Origin of the sequence: Aquirufa nivalisilvae, assembly GCF_004307455.1 — a bacterium.
GTDB lineage: Bacteria > Bacteroidota > Bacteroidia > Cytophagales > Spirosomataceae > Aquirufa > Aquirufa nivalisilvae.
The window spans coordinates 68,715-89,574 of record NZ_SEWX01000005.1; the positions used below are offsets into that span (position 1 = coordinate 68,715).

The 20,860-nt window shown below is 38.7% G+C and carries 19 protein-coding genes; 5 read left to right on the plus strand and 14 right to left on the minus strand.

Translation table 11 applies throughout. From position 1 onward, the window contains the following. Window positions 1-472 precede the first annotated feature (472 nt). The 11 genes from EWU22_RS07135 to EWU22_RS07185 all read right to left on the minus strand — a co-directional run bounded on the left by EWU22_RS07135 (window position 473) and on the right by EWU22_RS07185 (window position 9,930). Window positions 473-982: a DUF6691 family protein gene (locus EWU22_RS07135; protein ID WP_130925007.1), complete on the minus strand. Its 510-nt coding sequence runs from the start codon at window positions 980-982 to the stop codon at window positions 473-475. Window positions 983-987: 5 nt separating this feature from the next. Further along, entirely contained in the window at window positions 988-1,551 is a 564-nt protein-coding gene (locus tag EWU22_RS07140; protein WP_130925008.1) for a YeeE/YedE family protein, read from the minus strand. 111 nt (window positions 1,552-1,662) lie between these two features. Then, on the minus strand, window positions 1,663-1,872 hold the full coding sequence (locus EWU22_RS07145) for a DUF6132 family protein (RefSeq protein ID WP_109322631.1): 210 nt from the start codon (window positions 1,870-1,872) through the stop codon (window positions 1,663-1,665). Continuing rightward, window positions 1,847-2,098, minus strand: coding sequence for a hypothetical protein (locus EWU22_RS07150; protein WP_130925009.1), 252 nt, complete (start codon window positions 2,096-2,098; stop codon window positions 1,847-1,849). Before EWU22_RS07150 ends, EWU22_RS07145 begins: the two co-directional genes overlap by 26 nt. Before the next feature lie 4 nt (window positions 2,099-2,102). Further along, on the minus strand, window positions 2,103-2,384 hold the full coding sequence (locus tag EWU22_RS07155; protein ID WP_226998284.1) for a rhodanese-like domain-containing protein: 282 nt from the start codon (window positions 2,382-2,384) through the stop codon (window positions 2,103-2,105). Between the two features lie 2 nt (window positions 2,385-2,386). After that, entirely contained in the window at window positions 2,387-3,805 is a 1,419-nt protein-coding gene (locus EWU22_RS07160; protein ID WP_130925010.1) for an MBL fold metallo-hydrolase, read from the minus strand. 48 nt (window positions 3,806-3,853) lie between these two features. Beyond that, window positions 3,854-4,675 (minus strand): sulfite exporter TauE/SafE family protein, encoded by an 822-nt coding sequence (locus EWU22_RS07165; protein ID WP_109322634.1) that lies wholly within the window; start codon window positions 4,673-4,675, stop codon window positions 3,854-3,856. A 321-nt stretch (window positions 4,676-4,996) separates the two neighbouring features. Then, window positions 4,997-6,391, minus strand: a complete 1,395-nt coding sequence (locus EWU22_RS07170) for an OprD family outer membrane porin (RefSeq protein WP_130925011.1) — start codon at window positions 6,389-6,391, stop codon at window positions 4,997-4,999. Between the two features lie 161 nt (window positions 6,392-6,552). Continuing rightward, window positions 6,553-7,194, minus strand: a complete 642-nt coding sequence (locus tag EWU22_RS07175) for a Crp/Fnr family transcriptional regulator (RefSeq protein ID WP_109322636.1) — start codon at window positions 7,192-7,194, stop codon at window positions 6,553-6,555. Window positions 7,195-7,198: 4 nt separating this feature from the next. Continuing rightward, on the minus strand, window positions 7,199-8,245 hold the full coding sequence (locus EWU22_RS07180) for a Gfo/Idh/MocA family oxidoreductase (RefSeq protein WP_130925012.1): 1,047 nt from the start codon (window positions 8,243-8,245) through the stop codon (window positions 7,199-7,201). A gap of 38 nt (window positions 8,246-8,283) precedes the next feature. Next, the gene (locus tag EWU22_RS07185) at window positions 8,284-9,930 is read right to left on the minus strand and encodes a carboxylesterase/lipase family protein (RefSeq protein ID WP_130925013.1); all 1,647 of its coding nucleotides are present in this window, start codon (window positions 9,928-9,930) and stop codon (window positions 8,284-8,286) included. Between the two features lie 108 nt (window positions 9,931-10,038). Between EWU22_RS07185 and EWU22_RS07190 the strand changes: the two genes are divergently transcribed. Then, window positions 10,039-10,872 (plus strand): NAD(P)H-hydrate dehydratase, encoded by an 834-nt coding sequence (locus tag EWU22_RS07190; RefSeq protein WP_130925014.1) that lies wholly within the window; start codon window positions 10,039-10,041, stop codon window positions 10,870-10,872. Between the two features lie 221 nt (window positions 10,873-11,093). Here EWU22_RS07190 and EWU22_RS07195 read toward each other — a convergent pair whose 3' ends face one another. Together EWU22_RS07195 and EWU22_RS07200 are read right to left on the minus strand one after the other, a co-directional pair. Then, window positions 11,094-12,122: a sugar phosphate isomerase/epimerase family protein gene (locus EWU22_RS07195; RefSeq protein ID WP_109322640.1), complete on the minus strand. Its 1,029-nt coding sequence runs from the start codon at window positions 12,120-12,122 to the stop codon at window positions 11,094-11,096. A 122-nt stretch (window positions 12,123-12,244) separates the two neighbouring features. Then, entirely contained in the window at window positions 12,245-13,789 is a 1,545-nt protein-coding gene (locus EWU22_RS07200) for a serine hydrolase domain-containing protein (RefSeq protein ID WP_130925015.1), read from the minus strand. Window positions 13,790-13,934: 145 nt separating this feature from the next. Between EWU22_RS07200 and EWU22_RS07205 the strand changes: the two genes are divergently transcribed. From EWU22_RS07205 to EWU22_RS07220, 4 genes are read left to right on the plus strand one after another with little or no spacing between them, the layout of a single operon-like run. Continuing rightward, complete coding sequence (locus EWU22_RS07205) at window positions 13,935-15,515, plus strand: MFS transporter (protein WP_109322642.1); 1,581 nt, start codon at window positions 13,935-13,937, stop codon at window positions 15,513-15,515. Window position 15,516: 1 nt separating this feature from the next. After that, on the plus strand, window positions 15,517-15,735 hold the full coding sequence (locus EWU22_RS07210) for a DUF6814 family protein (protein WP_109322643.1): 219 nt from the start codon (window positions 15,517-15,519) through the stop codon (window positions 15,733-15,735). Between the two features lie 18 nt (window positions 15,736-15,753). After that, entirely contained in the window at window positions 15,754-17,661 is a 1,908-nt protein-coding gene (acs, locus tag EWU22_RS07215; RefSeq protein WP_130925016.1) for an acetate--CoA ligase, read from the plus strand. Window position 17,662: 1 nt separating this feature from the next. Then, window positions 17,663-19,090 (plus strand): ATP-binding cassette domain-containing protein, encoded by a 1,428-nt coding sequence (locus EWU22_RS07220; protein WP_130925017.1) that lies wholly within the window; start codon window positions 17,663-17,665, stop codon window positions 19,088-19,090. A 257-nt stretch (window positions 19,091-19,347) separates the two neighbouring features. Here the strand turns inward: EWU22_RS07220 and EWU22_RS07225 are convergent, their stop codons facing one another. Further along, window positions 19,348-20,577: a M24 family metallopeptidase gene (locus EWU22_RS07225; protein WP_130925018.1), complete on the minus strand. Its 1,230-nt coding sequence runs from the start codon at window positions 20,575-20,577 to the stop codon at window positions 19,348-19,350. Window positions 20,578-20,860: the final 283 nt, after the last annotated feature.

Consider the following 20,860-nt stretch of genomic DNA (forward strand, 5'->3'; position numbering starts at 1 on the left):
AAGAAACAAAAAAAACGGTAGGAATACGGTTAATCCAAAGACGAATTCTGCTGCGCAGAACCGATGTTCACTCCGCATACGGCTTTAATCTTTGACGCCAGCGCACATGGCCTATGCGCAAGGTCAAATATCCGCCTGCCGCTTCGCTCATGCTTCATTCACATCTTTCGTTGGGATTAACCTTATTAGTTGTTAGTTATTAGGGATTAGTTATTAGAATGAAAGGTTCCAACATTTATAATTCATAATTTATCATTTACAATTCATCATGCTACGTTTCCATCTTTCGTTGGGATTAACTTTATTAGGTATTAGTTATTAGTTATTAGGGATTTGTTATTAGAATGAAAGGTTCCAACATTTATAATTCACAATTCACCATTTACAATTTCCTTTCCGATTTTGCTAAACGATAAAAAAGACCATCACCTCTCGGTAATGGTCTTTTTTATCCATTTGAACTATATGGGTATTAATGCGGAAGTTTATCGCGTAAGTATCCATAAGTCCAGGTGCCAGCAATGGCGCTTAAGATTACCACGGATATGGATAATACTCCCGTGCCCAGTTGAGCAAAAAGAGGACCAGGGCAAGCTCCTGTGATTGCCCAGCCAAAGCCGAACATCAAGCCTCCATAAATCTGGCCTTTGTTGAATTTCTTATCGCTAAATGTAATATCCTCTCCATGTATGGTTTTGACCTTCAATTTCTTAATCAAAAACACTGAAATGGCTCCTACCACTACTGCCGTACCAATTACCCCATACATATGAAAGCTTTGTAAACGGAACATCTCTTGTATTCTAAACCATGAAATAATCTCTGCTTTCACGAATACAACTCCAAACATGACGCCTACAGCTAAATACTTGAAATTATACCACCAAGGGTGCTTTAACTCAGATTCATTGATACACATGGTATCCAATGATCTTACTTCATAATCCATTGGGTTGCTATGTACTAAAGTCTTATTTTCCATGTCAATTATAAACTTAAAATGTAAGGTAAAATAAAATTGGCCATGATGAATCCTCCGACCATGAAACTGATTGTGGCAACCAAAGAAGGCCATTGTAAATTGCTCAAGCCCATGATGGCATGTCCAGATGTGCATCCTCCCGCATAACGCGTTCCGAAGCCCACTAAAAACCCTCCACCAATCATCATGATGAGTCCTTTGGCGGTAAATAAGTTGTCAAATGAGAACAACTGCACCGGAACTAATCCTGAAAAATCATCAATTCCGTATCCTGCTAATTCTTTAGCTAGATCTGGATGAACTATAATAGGTTCACTTGATCCTAGGAATTGAGCGGATAAAAATCCACCAACTAAAATTCCACCAATAAAGAATAAATTCCAAGATTCTTTCTTCCAATCGTATTTGAAAAATGGGATATTACTTGGAAAACAAGCCGCGCAAATATGCCTCAAATTGGACGATATGCCAAAGTGTTTATTGCCTAAGAGCAATAGGGCTGGTACTATTAAACCAATTAAGGTCCCTGCCACGTACCAAGGCCAGGGTTGTGTAATTGTTTCTATCATTGTTTTATTATGGTAAGCTTTTTTTAGTTATTGGTGATTAGTTATTAGAAGTTCTCATAATAATTAAAATTAAGAGCTTTACATAAATAACTAATCCCTAATAACTAACCACTATTTACTGTTTACTGATTTTTTAGCACTGAAAAATCCACTAAAAATATAACCTAGAAAGGCAAAATACAAAGTACTATTCAGGGGCTTAGAAGTGAGGGGGCAAGTGCCCGTACTACATCCAATTTGTTGCCAATATAAATAGCCTACAATTCCACCCAAGAAGGTGCCAATCAGTGCTAATTTATGGTTTTGAATGAACTTCTTCATATTCGGTTTCTTCTATATTTTGGGAAGAGGATTTCTTTGTGTTCGTTGGAATGCCACATCCTTGTGCACCACAGCCAATATTAAACAAAGCCTGGATCAATAAGATTCCCGCCAAGAGTCCCAAAAATAATTCTTGCGTTTTAATGGCTTCAAACATCGCATAGCCGCCCATTAATAGGCGAGCCATGCGCATAAGATCCCAAGGTAGCTTGAGTGTGTTCCACATAGGATTAGTTGTTAGAATAGACCAACATATCTTGCAAAGCACCACCATTATAAACCTCTTGATACCCCATTTGCTTTAACATGGTTTGTGCTAATCCAGAGCGGTTTCCACTGCGACAATACACAATGATAGGGCCGTCCATGGTTTTGAATTTTTCCAATTGATTCGGAATTGTTCCTAATGGGATGTTGATGGCTCCTTCATAATGGCCTTGCATGAATTCCCCGACTTCACGCACATCCACAATACTGGTTTTCGGGTTGCTAATTAAATCTTGTATGTTCATGATTACAATAAAGTTGATGGACAAACATAGTCCGTGATGTGAAATTTCTCTGATTCTTTGATGGATTTAAAACCTCCATTGACGTCAATCAGGTTATGATATCCACGAGCTCTCAGCGTAGAGTTGAAAATCATGGAACGGTAACCTCCAGCACAGTGTACAAAATAGGTTTTGTTCTTATCAATCTTCAACATACTATCGTTGATGAAATCCAAGGGTGCATTTTCTGCTTCTTTCACGTGTTCGCTCAAATATTCTGAGTTCTTACGCACATCCAAGATTTCACCTTCACCTGCGGCAAAACGCTCGGCAGCTTCCTCAGCTGAGATGGATTCTATGCTGTCCACTTCTTTACCTGCCGCTTTCCATGCTTCAAATCCGCCTTTCAAGTATCCAATAGTAAAATCATAACCTACGCGAGCTAATCGAGTAATCACTTCTTCTTCACGTCCTTCATCGGTGATTAACAAGATTTCTTGTTTGATATCAGGAATCATAGCACCTACCCAAGGAGCAAATGAACCATCGATTCCAATATTGATGGAGTTTGGTACAAATCCTTTCGTAAATGTCTGAGGATCGCGCGTATCTAAAATCAAAGCTCCTGTTTCATTGGCAGCAACTTCAAAAGCTTCTGGTGACAGTGCATGCTGACCTCTCTCTAATACCTTGTCGATGCTATCATAGCCTTGAATATTCATCAATACATTCAAAGGGAAGTAGGATGGAGGAGCTACTAAACCCGTTAATACTTCTTTTTTGAATTCTTCTCGAGTCAAATTCGGATTCAAAGCATAGTTGGTTTTCTTTTGATTCCCCAAGGTATCTGTGGTTTCCTTGCTCATGTTTTTCCCACAAGCAGAACCAGCACCATGTGCTGGATAGACGATGATATCATCAGCTAAGGGCATGATTTTGTTACGTAAGGAATCATATAAATGTCCAGCTAAAATATCTTCAGTTAATTCAGCTTTAACTTTTTGTGCCAAATCCGGACGACCTACATCACCAATGAATAAGGTGTCTCCCGAAAATAAACTGGTTTCTTTTCCATGCTCATCGATCAACAAGAAGCAAGTACTTTCCATGGTATGCCCAGGTGTGTGAATGACACGGATAGTAGCATTCCCTAAAGGAAATTCTTGTCCGTCAGTAGCTGAAATACAATCAAAAGCACAGGCAGCATTAGGACCATAGACAATTGGAGCACCTGTTTTAGCAGATAAATCAATGTGTCCCGAAACGAAGTCGGCATGAAAGTGTGTCTCAAATACGTATTTGATTTTAGCTCCATTGCGTTCAGCCTTTTGGATATAGGGTTCTACTTCACGCAAAGGATCAATGATGGCAGCTTCGCCATTGTTTTCAATGTAATAGGCACCTTGTGCTAAACATCCTGTATAAATCTGTTCTACTTTCATTTTCTTAATTGGTATGTTGTTAATGTATTGTTTTAAAGTAGTTATTGCTTATTTTAATGGAAATGCTAATTGTTGAATTAGTATGTAAATACCCATAATGAGTACAAACCAACCAAAACCTCTTTTTAATTTATCATTATCTACATTTTTACTGAATTTATCCCCAATAAAAATTCCTGCAATGGCTAAGCCAGTAATGGTTAATAATAATGGCCAATCAATGATTTGATGTCCTAAATCTCCAGTGAAACCTATCAATGACTTCATGGCAATGATGAGAAGGGAAGTCCCAACAGCCTGTTTCATAGGTAATTTAGAAAGAACTACTAGGGCTGGGATGATTAAGAATCCTCCGCCGGCACCCACTAATCCAGTTAATAAACCAACTACTGAACCTTCTAATAGAATGACGGGGTAATTGAATGTTTGAGCTTTAATTTCTTGATCTTCAGAACCTTCTTTTCCACAGTTTTCACAGTTGCCGCGAATCATGGAAATGGATGCGGCTACCATTAGTATGGCAAAAAGAACCATCATTAAGATTGATTTGGTAATCATTAAATCTCCAATTTGAAATATATCGGTAGGAATTAAGGGAACGATCAACTTGCGAGTGGCATATACTGAAATGATGGAAGGAATACCAAATATAATGGCTGTTTTCAAATTCACTAGCCCTTGTTTGTATTTTGGGAAAGCTCCAACCAAGCTACTGGCTCCTACAATGAATAGAGAATAGGCTGTAGCTAAAATAGGATTGATACCAAATAAATACACCAATACAGGTACTGTCAAAATGGATCCACCACCACCTATGAGTCCTAAGGAGATTCCAATCAGTAAAGAGGCAAAGTATCCAATAATTTCCATGTTGTGCTTTTCTTTTTTGTTGATGCAAATGTCCAGCAATTATTCGGCCTAATTCGTGATTTTTATCACAAGGGGGAAAAATAGTTATTAGGTATTAGTTGTTAGTTATTAGGGTTTATTCTTCCATATTAACTTTCCAAATGATAGTAGCTCTTTTGAACATTTCATCTATAATCTATAATTCATCATTTACCATTCCCTTCCTGCCACTGCGTTCCAATCTTTCGTTCTTTTATATAGGTATTAGTTGTTAGTTATTAGGGTTTATTCTTCCATATTAACTTTCCCAATGATAGCTCTTTTGAACATTTCATTTACAATCTATAATTCATAATTTACAATGAAGTTAACTTGGCTCATATTCACTTTGTTGATGATGAATTTGTCGGCTTGAATTTCATTATCCAACAGTTTTTTATATACATAGAGCATAGAAAATTTCAAGTTTTGCCATTTCCCTTTTGGCTCAAAGCTTACATCAAAATTACTTTGTGAATAAGATGGCATAGCATATTTATTCAAAGTAAAATTAGTTACATCGGGTAAAAGAAAATAACCATGTGCAATTTGGGTTTTTAATGGGACTTTATTCCATTGATAAGAGATTTTGGCTACATAAGCTTGTACATCTCCCAATCCTTCATTTCTTTCTCTGGGCATAAAGGTAAAGAAAGGATCTTTTCCCCATTCGCGAGGCATTAAATAACGTCCCTCACCCGTGATACGATTAAAGTTGAGGGAAGTTTTCCACTGTTTGTTTTCCCAACCAAATTTAGCCCCGAATGATCTCGACATGTCTCCAGAATGAATGTATGATTTATGGGATTCGAGATTTTCATTTTGCGTTAGTGCATGTTGCTCTAAGTATTGTAGACCTGCAACCCATTGGCTGTGTTTACTTGCGGCCCAAAGTGCATCAGCTTGAACCATGCTTGTGTGCATGATTTGATCGACATACATGTTCCAGATTTGAAGACTGATAGGTTTTATTTGTTTTAAGGTAATTCCTAACAAGCCAATACCATTTGACTGAACATTCCCAAAATAGTTGGATTTAGAACCATCTGGATTATAACCTTGTGGGTAAATACCAATGGATTCTCCAATTCCATACCACTGAGTGGTACTTCTTGGAGAAATGGAATTTATGAACCCAGCCTCAATTTTGGTGGATGAAATTTCATTCCAATCGATCCAAATTCCAGAAACCGCAGTAGGTCTTAATCTACCATCCTGTGGATTAATAAAGGGGGTATTGATGACTTGCCGCCCCATTTTAATACTTGATTTTTGAATTGAATAGGCGATGTATAATTTTTCTAATCGACTTAATATTTCCTTAGATTGAGGATGGATCAAATCAAATAGGCCTAATTCATACCGATTGAGAATAGGAAATTTTGGGTCGGGAGCAAAAGAAGTGGAATGAATATTATATATCCATTGGCCACTTATCCCAAGACGAATATGCTTCCATGGAATGGTTTCATAAGTAATACCTAAGTTTATACCATGTGCGTATGCATCGTAGGATTCACCCGCATTATCGGTATTCATGTAAAAATAGCGAAGGTTGGGACGTATTTTCCCATTAGTTACAGCATTCCAAACAGATAGGGAATCCGTTGCAAGAGACGACCATGCATTTGCTTGAACAGTAGATAAAAGGAATACGGAACAGAATTGAATTAGGTATCGAATGGTTTTTGCAGGCATTTTGAGTTATTTAAAACACAAATTTCCTGCATATCTGTTGCGTTGGGCGTGATATGCATCACATGGGGGGGTAAGAATTAAGAATGTAGAATTAGGAATGAAGAATTGGTTCAAAACGATTAAGCATTTTATTTCCAATTCTACATTCTACACTCATAATTCTACATTTTCAAATGTAGAATCTCCACTTCGTTTTTATGCAATTTAACATGGCCTTTTTCCGCTAGTTTTTTCATGAGGCGGGAAATGACTTCACGGGAGGAGTTTAGCTCTAAAGCAATGTCCGTGAAAGATGTTTTGATGAAATTACTTTTAAGACTCTTCTGATGCTGTTTTAGATACCATAGCAGGCGCTCATCCAGGTTTCGGAAGGCAATGTGATCTAGTGTGTCTAACAGTTCCTCAAAACGGGAACGATAGGTTTCTAAGACAAATTGGTACCAGGAGCGATATTTGAGAGCCCATTCATCCATTAATTCCACAGGAATGGCCAAAACCTCTGTGTCCACTAAGGCTTTGGCCATAATTTGACTTGAAAGTTGACGGGCTGCGCAAGTCATGGATATGGCACAAGCTTCTCCAGGGTGGAGGTTGTACATAAAGACTTCGTTACCTTCATCATCCTCTCGAAATACTTTGATAACACCATCCAATACCAACACTGCCGAACGGATTTGTTGACCCGTTTGCATTAAATATTCCTCTGCTTTAAACTTGCGAACCAATCCTACCTGCTGTACTTTTTTGAGTAATTCAGGCTCAAATTGTTGGAATAATCTCTGGGTATTGCTAGCTGTTGCCATATTGTTAAGAAAGCGAGATGATAGCTTGTTGACGGTTACTTTCATAGGCCGCATCTATAATGCTCATACTACGAATTCCATCTTCAACAGATACGGCTGGTTTTTCGTTCCCTAATAGAGTTTGATATACATTTTCAAAAAAGGCCATGTAATTCCCTCCCTCCGAAGGAATAGCCCGTGGACTTTCTTCTCCATCAACCCAAATTTGACCGAAATCCTTTTCAGAATCTTGTCCCCAATTAGGGGTATTGGGGAGTATAGCTAATTGTAAATCAGCTTCTTGTCGGTCTGAGCGTGTTTTTAGGAAACTGCCTTGTTTTCCATGTAATTGAAAAGAAGGGACTGGTAATTTGACAAAATATCCTGCCTTCAAACGGACGCGCAAATCAGGGTAATAGAGTAGTATTTCAAAGTAGTCGTCTACTTGTGTATTTTTTCTGGTTTTGCGCAAATCCGCAAATACACGCTCAGGCATCCCAAATAAGGAAATGGCTTGGTCAATGATGTGTGGACCTAAGTCGGTAACGACTCCGACACCCACACCAGCTATTTCTTTATGGGCTTTGTAGGAAAGATTTCCATCAAATCGATCATAATGGAATTCAGCTTCCACCAAATCTCCCAAAATACCTGATTCTTTCACTTTTTTAACCGTTAAAAAATCGGAATCCCAGCGACGGTTTTGAAAAACAAACAGATGTTTGCCTGCTTTTTCCATGGCTGCTTTTAGCTGAATAGCTTCCACTGCAGTTCGGGTGAAACACTTCTCAACTAATACATGTTTCCCAGCTTCTAAGCACTTTAAGGTAAAATCAAAATGGGTAGCAATCGGGGTATTAACTACCACCAATTGAATCTGATCGTTGGCTAAAACTTCTTCTAGCGAATCAAAGCTAGCCACTTCTGGGTACCTAGATTGGATGTTTTTTTGAGATCTTTCCCAACAGCCCACTAAATTAAATCCAGGATGAGTTGCTAGGAAAGGGGCATGAAAAACACGGCCCGACATTCCGTAAGAAAGTATGGCCGTGTGAAATATGTTCGATTGCATGTGATAGGTTTACGTTAGATTAGGTAAAAATAAGCAATTTATTTTTTACCTGAATCTTGATCTAAAAATTCATATCGGGCATCTTTTTCTCCGCGAATAACTTTAGATTCTACGTCTAGCAACATCAGTTCTGGTTTTGCTTCGATTTTGGCTGCTGGCCAGTTCGCTAAATTACCTCCATTGGGGTTCCAGTTTTTAATGAAATTAGCGAAGTATTCTTGCATGACTTGAGATACTTTATAATCTTCTGGAGTCCAAGCGTAAGTAACATTAGTGGATAAATTGCCTAAAGCATATTCAATTTCAGCGGAGTGAACTGCACCTTTGGGTTTAGGTGCTTTGGGTGCGTTCGGGTCTCTTTTTACTACACCACCAGCAAGAGCGGCTTCTACGTCTTTTTGAGCCATATCAGGTCTAGGACGTGCGAAATAATAGCGATAAACAGGTTGTTGGCTGTGTCTGCGATGTAAATCAAACCATTTCCAAGTAGAGAAACCTAAGAAACGATCTCCAGCTAAATCAGTAGCTGATTGCTCTGCTTCTTCCGCTGAATTAGCAGGGTATAATTGTAAAATTTGATCAGCCTTGTCTTTGTACAATTCTTTAACTACTTCTTTGAAAACTTCTGGAGTAGCTGCTTTTCCTTTAGTAATGGCACGGAAATTCATTTCTTCTGAATTCCAACCAAGCAATAAAGGAACTTGTGATTGTTCTCCAGCTTCAAAGATTTCACGCACAGTTTTTGGCATGAAATATCCATCAATATTACCAGGAAAGCTCAATGTCTTAGAATCAACCATTTTTTGATAGATTTCATAAGTCGACATAGCTCTCAATTCTTTCAATGAAGTAGCTCCAATTTTCTTTGTCCAATCAGCTCCAAATTTCTCCGAATCTTTTAAGCTCATCGGTGCTAAGGTATTGCTTAACCAACCACCACTTTCACCAATAGCACCCTGGAATAGACCTTTTGCTAGGGGGGAAGCCATTTGTGCAGAAACAGCAATAGATCCAGCTGATTCCCCAGCTATGGTCACGTGATTAGGATCACCGCCAAATTGAGCAATGTTCGCTTTCACCCATTTTAGAGCGGCAACCATGTCCATATATCCATAGTTTCCTGAAGCTTTATTGGGCGACTCTTGGGTTAGTTCGGGATGAGAAAAGAAACCAAACAGGTTCAAACGGTAGTTAATCGTTACTGATACTACTCCTTTTTTGGCCATGGATTCTCCATCGTAACGAGGCTCAGAGCCATCTCCAGCCATAAATCCACCACCATAGAAATAAACCAATACAGGTAATTTAGCTCCTGATTCTACTTTAGGAGTCCAAACGTTTAGGTATAAGCAATCTTCGCTCATGCCATTGCTGCGGAAGCCCATATCTCCAAAAATGGGAGTTTGTACAGCTTTTGGACCAAATTGCTTAGCTTGCAATACGCCATTCCATGATTTAGGTTCTTGGGGAGCTTTCCAGCGTAATTCTCCAACGGGAGCTTGTGCAAATGGAATGCCTTTGAAACTAACGATTTTAGATCGAGTATCAAGTTCTCCTTCTACAGTTCCGTTTTTGGTTTTAACTTGTACATCGATTCCATAGGAGTTTTTGGGTCCTTGTGCATGCATGGTCAACAGGGATAGGCTAAATAGGCAGCCTGTGGCTAGTTGTAAGATTCTTTTCATGTGTGTTAAAAGCTTTATTGTATCAGTTTGTTACAATAGTAGTTCTCGATTACTAGAATTGCAAATTTGATTATAAATTTTATTATTTGACGATAAAATAGAATAAAAATGGTAAAGATCCTGCAAGAAGATTGGGTGCAAAGTCACCGGAAAGAAAGAGCGTTGGATGGCCATAAGCGAAGTTTTGGTCATGTCTGGGTAATTGCTGGGAGTGAAGGTACCTTAGGAGCTTCTATTCTAAGTTCACGAGCAGCCTTACGAGCGGGTTGTGGTTTAGTAACGGCTATAATTCCCAAGGATGGAGTGACCGCTTTGTTGGTGAATAGCCCTGAAATTATGTATGCAATCAATGAGGGGAAATCTGTATTGGAGAATTTACCTTTGCATGAAGAGAATACAGCGATTGTTTTTGGACCTGGTGTGGGCTTGAGTGAGCAAGCATCGGAAGAGCTTCATTATTTATTAGAACATGTTAAAGTACCTATCGTGATTGATGCAGACGGTCTAACATTATTGGCCCAACATCCTGAATGGTATGCTTTATTGAGTCATAATCATATCTTAACACCTCATTTGGGAGAATTAAGTAGACTCGTTGGAAAAACAGTAGATGCGGAATCTGCTTTGGTGGAAGCGCAAAAGTTTGTTCAACATTATCCTGTTCAGTTGGTGGTTAAGGGTAGAAATTCCCAGATTTTCACTTCGGACAGAAAACAATGGATGAATAGTACAGGAAACGATGGTATGGCTACTGCTGGGAGTGGAGATGTATTGTCAGGCATCATTGCTTCTCTAGCTGCGCAATCATATTCCCCCGATTTGGCGACGTGCTTAGGCGTCTATTATCATGGCCTAGCTGGGGATATGTATGCTAGTACTTATTCTAAATCCAGTTTAGTGGCAGGGGATTTGATTGAGATGCTGAAGCAAATTAAAATATAATGGTAAATGGCGAATGGTAAATGGTGGATTCAAAAGTGTTACCATGGGTTGATTTTTGCCAATTTTAAATTAAAAAAATAGGTGGACAAAATTTTCGTTTTATCCACCTATTCAATTCAATGATTGTTTTTTTTATAGTGAAAAGAAAAAGTATAATTTACCATTTACCATTCACCATTTATAATTTTAAAATCTGGCATTTTTCATGCCAGATTTTATCTCTATCCTACCAAAATGGTTTTTGCGTAAGCAACACATTTTTTAACTTCTGAAACTGGATCAGAGCCTGCAGGAATATCATATTCTAATTCGATGGTGGCAGGGAATTTGTATTTTTTCTCCTTCATCAAGGTAAGAATTTCTTTCAAAGGAGTATTTCCTTGGCCCCAAACTTGGTTTTGACCTCCATTCTCCTTGTTCTTTCTGTCCTTAATGTGCATAGAAGTAATACGGTCTGCTTTAGATTCGATTAATTTCAAAAGACTAGCAGTAGTATTATTTCCACCAGCAGCAATGTAGTGACCGCAATCCAAGTTCATGGAGTTGTAAGGCGACTGTGCTAAAGCAACATCCCAAGCTGAATCAGTAGCTGTCAAGTGTAAGTGATAACCAATGTACATTTTGTGCTTAGCTCCTAAATCACCCAAACGTTGTGATTGAGCTGGATCTGTTGGTAATTCAATGGTTACAGACTTAGCGCCTAAGGCTTTACCTGCTTTTAAAGCGTATTCAACTTCGGCATCTGTGTTGTTTGCTCCTAAAGCATTTGGTTTGAACGCATAAATGCTAATACCTGCTTTATCAAACATTTGTTTCACTTCTTTGAACTTGTCCATAGAAACTGAGGCTCTCCATTCAGCCACTTCTTTTTGATAAGCTGCCATTTTGGCTCTTTGCTCATCTGTCATTTGTGGACGTGGTTGGCCAGGAGCTGGAGGTCCCATCATCGGTCTTGGATTTGGGTTTTTAGGCTTACCTGCAAAATCTTCAGCAGCATCTCCCATTAATTCAATGGCAGAAATGTTACTATCGATGCAATATTGTAATACTTGCTCTATGCTACCGGGTAAACTACGGTATGAATAAGTAATAGCTCCGATTTGTACACCAGCAAATTTTGAATCTGGTTTAGCGGCTAAGAGTAAGGAAGAAGCATTGGCTTTTCCTGCCAAAAATAGGCCCATCGTGGCCAAGGATCCCGAAAGTAAAAATTGACGACGAGATGAGTTTTTTGGTAAATGAGTTGACATAGATATACGATTTAAATGAAATCTTTAGATGCAATATGTTTGCTATTGTACAATGTTAGAAAAAGTTTTCAATATTCTTATACGGCATTCCCTATTTTGCGACGAGTAGCGGATTACGTAGGTTAAAGTTTCACATTACCGCTGACTTTAATTGTATTTAATCGATCAAAGGAGTTCTTGACTTCCATCTTAAATTGGCCATTTTCTACTTGACAAGTCCAAACCCAATGATGAGGACTTTCAAAGAAGCGCAAGGTGATTTCCATCGTATTTTGATTTATCCAGCGGTAACTTGACGCCACTTTAAAAGGTGCTTGTCCTTCTAAATTGGCTTTAGCAGCTCTTAATAAATAAGGTCCAGGCATCTCCGTACTTGTCATTTCCCAAGCTCCATGTCCTACTGGAATCAAGTGCTTTTGTTGCTTGTTGTCAGTTAATTGTAAGTTTAATTTTTCACCCACAAACTGAAATCCAATTTGTTCGACATTCAGGGCATTTTTATCTAATTGAACCAAGGGATTTGACCAATTGGTAACTGCCACTGAATTTTCTTGAGAAGGAGCTACTAATTGTAATTGACTTAATTTGTTAGATAAATGTTTTTGAGCTGTCGGATTTGGCGCTAATGAATTCTTCTCAAAAGCAGGAAGTAAATGTTTCCAAACCATGTTTAAGTCATCTTGTAGCTCATGTGATTCTGAAGTTATAATTACTACGGCATCTTGCTCAGGCATCATAACGATGTATTGTCCATAAGCTCCATCGGCTCTAAAGGCACCATTTCTACAGCGCCAAAATTGATATCCATAACCCTGTAGCCAATCGGAATTCGCTTTCTTTTCTTCACTAGCACTAGGGTCTTGATCAATATGTTTGGAAGTAGCTTCCTCTACCCAAGAAGCAGGTAAAATTTGTTTACCCTTCCATTTTCCATGTTGAAGGTATAGCTGTCCCAATTTAGCCATATCTTCTGTTTTTACTCGAATTCCCCAACCTCCAGTGTTTATTCCTTTTGGATCAACCTCCCAGTCCACCCCTTGAATATCAAGTGGTTTAAATAGACGAGGAGCGAGGTAATCCACAACTTTCTGTCCGGTTACTTTTTGAATGATGGCCGATAGCATGTAAGTAGCTAGGGTATTGTATAAGAATTTTGTCCCAGGTTTATAAGCTATACTAGCAGAAAGAAAACCTTTTACCCAGTCGGCCTGTGTAGCTACCACTCCACGCAATGGTTCTACTTCATGTCCTACTGACATGGTTAACAAGTTCTGAATGGTCAAATCTGCGATGTAAGGTTTATCGGCTAAGTCATTGTACTCTGGAAAATACTTCATCACCTTATCATTCACTTGAATTTTTTTCTCAGCAACAGCAAAACCAATAGCTGTAGAAGTCCAGCTTTTAGACACCGAATACATACTGTGTTTTAAATTGGCTGCGTAGGGTTTCCACCATCCTTCTGCAATGACTTTTCCATGACGTAAAATCATGACAGAATGAAGCTCATGTTTTTTGGCATCAAATGAATCGATGAACTGTTCGATGGCCGTTGAAGAAACGCCTTCTGCTTCGGGTGTACTTCTAACTAAACCTTGGGCTAGGTTTTTACTCGTGCTTAGACACAATATCCAAGTTAGGCAAAAGAGGAATGATATTTTTTTCATATTCTACGGTGGGAATGCACGTTTTTTACAATTCAATTGTCTAAAGATTTCTAAAAATAATGAAATTATCAGTAATTTAGATTTTTATGTCTGGAGGTGAAGTGGAGAGAAGGGGAAGCAGGCAAATCAACCTATGAATAGAACTATGTCACAGAATGAAATAAGCGAAGGCTTTGATGGAAAGAAATTGCGTAAAGTAATTGCCGCCTCTTCCGTGGGTACCTTGATTGAATGGTATGATTTCTATATTTTCGGAAGTTTGTCTGTCATTATTGCTACTAAATTTTTCCCATCGGATAATCCTACAGCAGCCTTTTTATCTACCTTAGCCACTTTTGCCGCAGGTTTTGTTGTTCGTCCATTTGGAGCCCTTTTCTTCGGCCGTTTAGGAGATTTATTAGGAAGAAAATATACCTTCTTAGTGACTCTTTTAATTATGGGCTTTTCCACTTTTGCCATTGGTTTAATTCCCTCTTATTCCAGTATTGGTTTTTTAGCACCGATTTTGGTTTTAACTCTGCGTTTATTGCAAGGCTTGGCTCTGGGAGGGGAATACGGAGGAGCTGCCACTTATGTAGCAGAACATGCAGAACCCAATAAAAGAGGATTGAGAACGGCGTGGATTCAAACCACTGCTTCTTTGGGCTTATTTATTTCCTTGTTAGTGATATTGGCTACCAAGAAATCAATGAGTCTAGAGGCTTTTAATGATTGGGGCTGGCGAATTCCTTTTCTAATTTCTATTGTGATGGTGGGGATTTCTTATTTCATCCGTAAAAACATGGATGAATCCCCATTGTTTGCTCAAGCGAAACATGAGGGCAAGATTGTAGCAAATCCTTTGAAAGAATCTTTTGGAAAGAAATTGAATTTTAAGTTTGTGCTTTTAGCGCTTTTTGGTGCCACCATGGGGCAGGGGGTAGTTTGGTATACAGGTCAATTTTATGCGCTGTCTTTTTTGCAAAAAGTAGCCAATATTGAATTTGAACAAAGTAATTACATCATTGCAATCTCCTTAGCAGCGGGTACTGGATTTTTTATATTTTTTGGTTGGTTATCCGATAAGATTGGTCGAAAAGGTATCATGTTAGCTGGTATGTTGATCGCAATTTGTACTTACCGCCCCATTTATCAGGCTATGTATGAATTAGCCGATGTAAGTTTGAAGACAGAGAAACCTAATTCTCGTCAGGAAAGAACTGACTATCACTTGATTGATGGTACGGTGAATTTATCTAAGGTGACAAGAACTATTTACAGTTATACCGATGGGACTCAGTTATTGGAAGAGAGAACGGAGAAAGTTTCTCATTTACCATCTGTTCAAAGAGAGAAAATTGTATTCAAAAAAACAGTTCACGTAGGTCAGCATGCATTTTGGATGTTGATTTTACTTGTTTTTGTTCAGGTATTGTATGTTACCATGGTGTATGGACCTATAGCCGCTTTCTTGGTTGAAATGTTTCCAACTGCGATTCGGTATACATCCATGTCGCTACCTTATCATATAGGAAATGGTATTTTTGGTGGATTACTTCCTGCGGTAGCGACCTATTTAGCTGCCAAAGCGAATACAGCCAATGAAGTTGCTGCGGCTGCGGGGCAAAGCCTGCCATATGCGAAGCCTTATTTAGAGGGTTTATGGTATCCTATCATCATAGGTGGGGTCTGTTTTGTGATTGGATTATTATACATTAACGGTAAAGATCGCGAGATCAACGATTAAGATGAATAACATTAGACGCATAGCTGGCGCCATTTGGATACTTTTGGGCATCGCAGCTGCTTATTTTTTGATTGTCGAACAAGCTATTCCATTGTTTGCAAAAGGAGACATGGAGAGTTTAGTTCCTGCGATTATTTACACCTTTATTTTATCGCCCATTATTACAGGCGGTATGTGTGTATTTGGACTTTATGCCTTACAAAACGAGTATGAATTATAGATTAAAAACAAAATCCGCATGAAACTACAAGTAGAAAATTTTGAAGAATACCAAAAAGCGTACCAATATAGTGTCGAAAATCCTGAGGGTTTTTGGGGTGAAATAGCCGAAAATTTTGTTTGGAAGAAAAAATGGAATAAAGTACTGGATTGGAATTTCAAAGAGCCTAAAATAGAGTGGTATCAGGGTGCAACCTTGAACATTACAGAAAACTGTCTAGATCGTCATTTGGAGGATAAAGCTGATCAGCCAGCCATCGTTTGGGAATCTAATGACCCCAATGAAGCGAATAGAACCTATACTTATCGAGAATTGCATCAAGAAGTTTGCACATTTGCCAATGTTCTAAAACAAAATGGCGCAAAGAAAGGAGATAGGATTTGTTTATATATGCCTATGGTGCCTGAATTAGCTATTGCCGTTTTGGCATGTGCGCGTATTGGTGCTATACATTCAGTGGTGTTTGGTGGATTTTCAGCACAGTCAATTGCCGATCGTATTCAAGATGCACAGTGTTCCATGGTGGTGACAGCAGATGGCTCACACCGAGGAAATAAAGAGATATTCTTGAAGCATATTATGGATGAGGCGATTATCTCTTGTCCCTGTGTGAAAACCGTCATCGTATTGGAGCGATCTAAATCGGCAGTGAGTATGATCAAAGGCCGCGACCTGTTTTGGCATTCAGAAATGGAGCGGATGCGTAGTTTAGGTTTGACGGATTGTCCAGCAGAAGAAATGGATGCGGAAGATCCATTGTTTATTTTATATACTTCAGGTTCAACTGGAAAGCCTAAGGGCGTTGTCCATACTTGTGGAGGATACATGGTATTTACGGCTTATACTTTCCAAAATATATTTCAATATCAATCTGGGGAAATGTATTTCTGTACCGCCGATATAGGTTGGATTACAGGTCATTCCTACATTGTGTATGGTCCATTGATTCAAGGAGCCACAAGTTTGATTTTTGAAGGTATACCAACCTTTCCAGATGCTGGTCGTTTTTGGGATATTGTTGATAAACACGATGTCAATATTTTATATACTGCACCTACAGCGATAAGATCCTTGATGCAGTTTGGCTTGGATTACGTTAAAGACAAGGATTTGAGCAGTTTACGGGTGTTGGGATCCGTTGGAGAACCTATTAATGAGGAGGCATGGAATTGGTATAATGAGCACATTGGTAAAGGTAAATGTCCTATTGTAGATACTTGGTGGCAAACTGAAACGGGAGGGATTTTAATTTCTCCATTAGCTAATATCACTCCAACCAAACCATGTTATGCAACGCTTCCTTTGCCGGGAGTTCAGCCTATTTTGGTGGATGAAAAGGGAGATGAAATAACAGGCAATGGGGTTTCTGGGAACCTTTGTATTAAGTTCCCTTGGCCAGGAATTTTACGAACTACGTATGGAGATCATGAGCGTTGTCGGACTAACTATTTTGCTACCTACGAAAACCTGTATTTCACGGGAGATGGATGTATGCGAGATGAGGATGGGTATTACCGAATTACTGGTCGAGTAGACGATGTTATGAATATTTCGGGGCATCGTATCGGAACTGCAGAAGTGGAAAATGCCATCAATATGTTTACGGATGTCATAGAATCAGCTGTAGTAGGATATCCTCACGATATCAAAGGACAAGGGATTTATGCATATGTCATCATGGCATCGACACCCAAAGATCCTGTGTTGGCACGTAAAGATATTGCTGCCACAGTTAGTCAGATCATTGGTGCTATAGCCAGACCAGATAAAATTCAATTTGTAACAGGTTTACCTAAGACTCGATCGGGTAAAATCATGCGTAGAATTTTACGAAAAATAGCTGAGGGCGACATCAATAATTTGGGTGATACATCTACTTTATTGGATCCTTCAGTTGTGGATAAAATCAAGGAAGAAAGATTGTAGTATGGCAAAAATTTTGGCCGATATCCAGCACTTGAGTGCTTCTTATGGAAGCACTCAAGTATTGGAAGACATTAGCTTTCAGGCCCTTGAAGGGCAAAATTGGGCTATTGTTGGTTCAATGGGCTCAGGAAAAACGACTTTAGCTAAAGCCTTAACAGGACGCTTGTTTCGAAAAGGTACAGTTAGCTTTTTCCAAGAAGGGGTTTCCACCTCAAAAGTGTATTGGATTGAGCAGCAGCATCGCTTTAAGAACCGAAGCAATGTATCCGATTTTTATCTTCAACAACGCTTTAATTCACAGGATTCGGCAGACGCTTACACGATATTAGAAGAGTTGGTAGATGAGGATTCTGATGCTATCAAAACATGGTTAGATGTCTTTCATTTAACCGATTTGGCCAACAAGCCATTGATTCAATTATCCAATGGTGAAAATAAGCGATTGCAATTAGTGAAAGCCCTATTGAAACATCCAGATTGGCTAATTTTAGATAATCCATTTTTGGGTTTGGATGTAGGTGGTCGTGTAATTTTAAGTCAATGTTTAGCCAAATTACCTAAGTTAGGGATTCACTATATTCTCATTAGTTCTGCTGTTGAATTGCCAGACAGTATTTCTCATGTGATGGTGCTAGAGGCTGGTAAAGCTGTTTGGCAGGGAGAAAAAATGGCTTATGAGCAAAGAAAATCTCTATTTTTCAATGAAAGAGAAGATAGTTGGAAAGCGAAATTGAAGGAGTTGATAGATACTAAAGAGTCATTTCCTGCTTTTCAATGGGCCATTCAGATGAAGGATGTACAGGTAAAATACGGAGAAAAAGTGGTTTTGTCTGGATTTAATTGGGAAGTTAAGCAGGGTGAAAAATGGTTGATTTATGGTCCTAATGGAGCGGGAAAATCTACTATGCTAAGCTTGATTTCAGCAGACAATCCTCAAGCTTATGCACAAAATTTATTTTTATTTGATCGAAAGCGAGGGAGTGGAGAAAGTATTTGGGATATCAAAAAACGGATAGGTTATGTAAGTCCAGAAATGCATTTGTATTTCCGTGCTCCTGGAACGGTAAGGGAAGTAGTTTCATCAGGCTTATTTGACATTATGGGTTTGGGGAAGCGAATGAGTATTGATCAGAGTGGTAGGGTGGAGGCGTGGATGGATGTTATGGGCTTGTCGCATTTATCGGAAAGAAATTTTCAGCAAATCTCAACAGGTGAGCAGAGGCTTGTGTTATTGACCAGGGCTTTGGTAAAGAATCCACCCTTATTGATTTTGGATGAGCCTTGTCAAGGCTTGGATGAATATCAAATCCAACATGTTAGAGATTTGTTGGATTTTATGTCTGAGCATGACGATTTTACTTTACTCTATGTATCTCACTATGAAAGTGATGTCCCATGTTGTGTTACTCAAAGAAAGAGTATGAAGTAGTTAATTATCAAGCAGTTGATTAAGAATATCAGTATATTTCATAAGAAGGTGGCCAGTGATGTTTAGCTTTGTCGGCGCTTTTATCTGATTTTTCAGATTTCAACTTTTCAGATATTCAGACAGATTTGACAACAGATTTGACAACTTTTTAAAAGTTGTCAAATCTAAGTGTCAGATCTAAACGTCAAATCTAAGTGTCAGATCTAAATGTCAAATCTATTTAGTCCCTTAAAACAAATAATTAGAAATTTTTCTAATTATTGAAATGGGACATCTATGGACGGACTAGGTTGAGAAAACCAACGTGGTCCATCTGCTGTCATGTACACACAATCTTCTAGTCGGATTCCAAATTCTCCTGGAATAGCAATGGTGGGTTCTATGCTAAAGCACATACCTATTTGTAAAGGATCTTTATTTCCCTTCACCATATTTCCCCATTCATGTCCATTCATACCAATTCCATGACCAGTTCGGTGAGGTAATCCAGGTAAACGATACCCTGGTCCAAAACCAGCATCTTCCAACACTTTTCGGGAAGCTCGGTCAACTTCTTCACATGGGCGGCCTAATTGAGCAGCTGCAAAACCCGCAGCCTGAGATTTTTTTTCTAAATCCCAGATTTTTCTTTGTTTATCATTGGCTTGTCCAAAAACAATGGTTCTAGTGATGTCAGAACTGTAACCACCTACGACGCATCCTACATCTAATAGTACCACATCACCTTGTTTTAATATTTGTGCTTTACTGCTCCCATGAGGAAAAGAGGTAGCAACACCTATGTTTACCAGAGCAAAATCATGTACAGCACCCAAGCTTCGGTGAACTTGTGCAATCTTAGCAGATACATCTGAAGGTGTCATTCCTTCTTTTAAACTGGCAATTCCAGCTTTGATTGCTTCTACTGTAATATCATTAGCTCGTTGCATTAAAGCTATTTCAGCTGGAGACTTAATCATGCGGCATGGAATACTAATAGGATCACCACTAACCAATTGAAATGTAGGCCCCGCTTTTCTTAAGCCATCAAAAATGAAAAATCGAGTTCTTTCTTCTACGGCAATCTTTCCACTACGTATACCCAAATCTTTTAAAAGTTGGATCGTCATGGCAAACGGATTTTCATGCTCTTCCCAGGTACGAACTTGTTGACTGATAACATTTATTTCGCTGAACCGATCCTCTTCAAAAGCAGGGCAAATAAAGCTAAGCTCTCCTTTATCAGGAATGACTGCTAAAAGAGATCGTTCACTTGGATACCATTTCACACCGGTAAAGTATTCCATACTCGTTCCAGCATCCAACACCAATGCCCGCATGTTGTTCTTGATCAATAAACTTTGAGCCTTTTCAATCCTTTGTTTTCTTTCTTGAATACTTATCGGATTAAAGGTAGAAGGGATGCCCTGTTGGCTAGAATGCATCAAGATGCTTGGTGCTAAAAAAGCTAGAGAAGAAGATTGGAGGAATTGTCGTCGATGAATCATAGAATTAAATGGATGTATAATCTAATTTCCTTCTTTTTTCTCAAAAGTCATTATATTAAGTATGATTTTCATCAAAATTCAGGGCAGGTCAGATTAAAAGTGGCCAAGGTGGAAATTTTCAAAATAATGCAGTTAAAGTACTATTTGGTCATTTTTTATTTACCACTAAATACATGAAATAGTACTTTTTTAATGAAATCTAGAAATTTTTTATTTTTTTCATAAGGATAGATAAGGACGGTTAGGGTAGTGGTATATTCTAAATTTCGACAGTTATTAATCA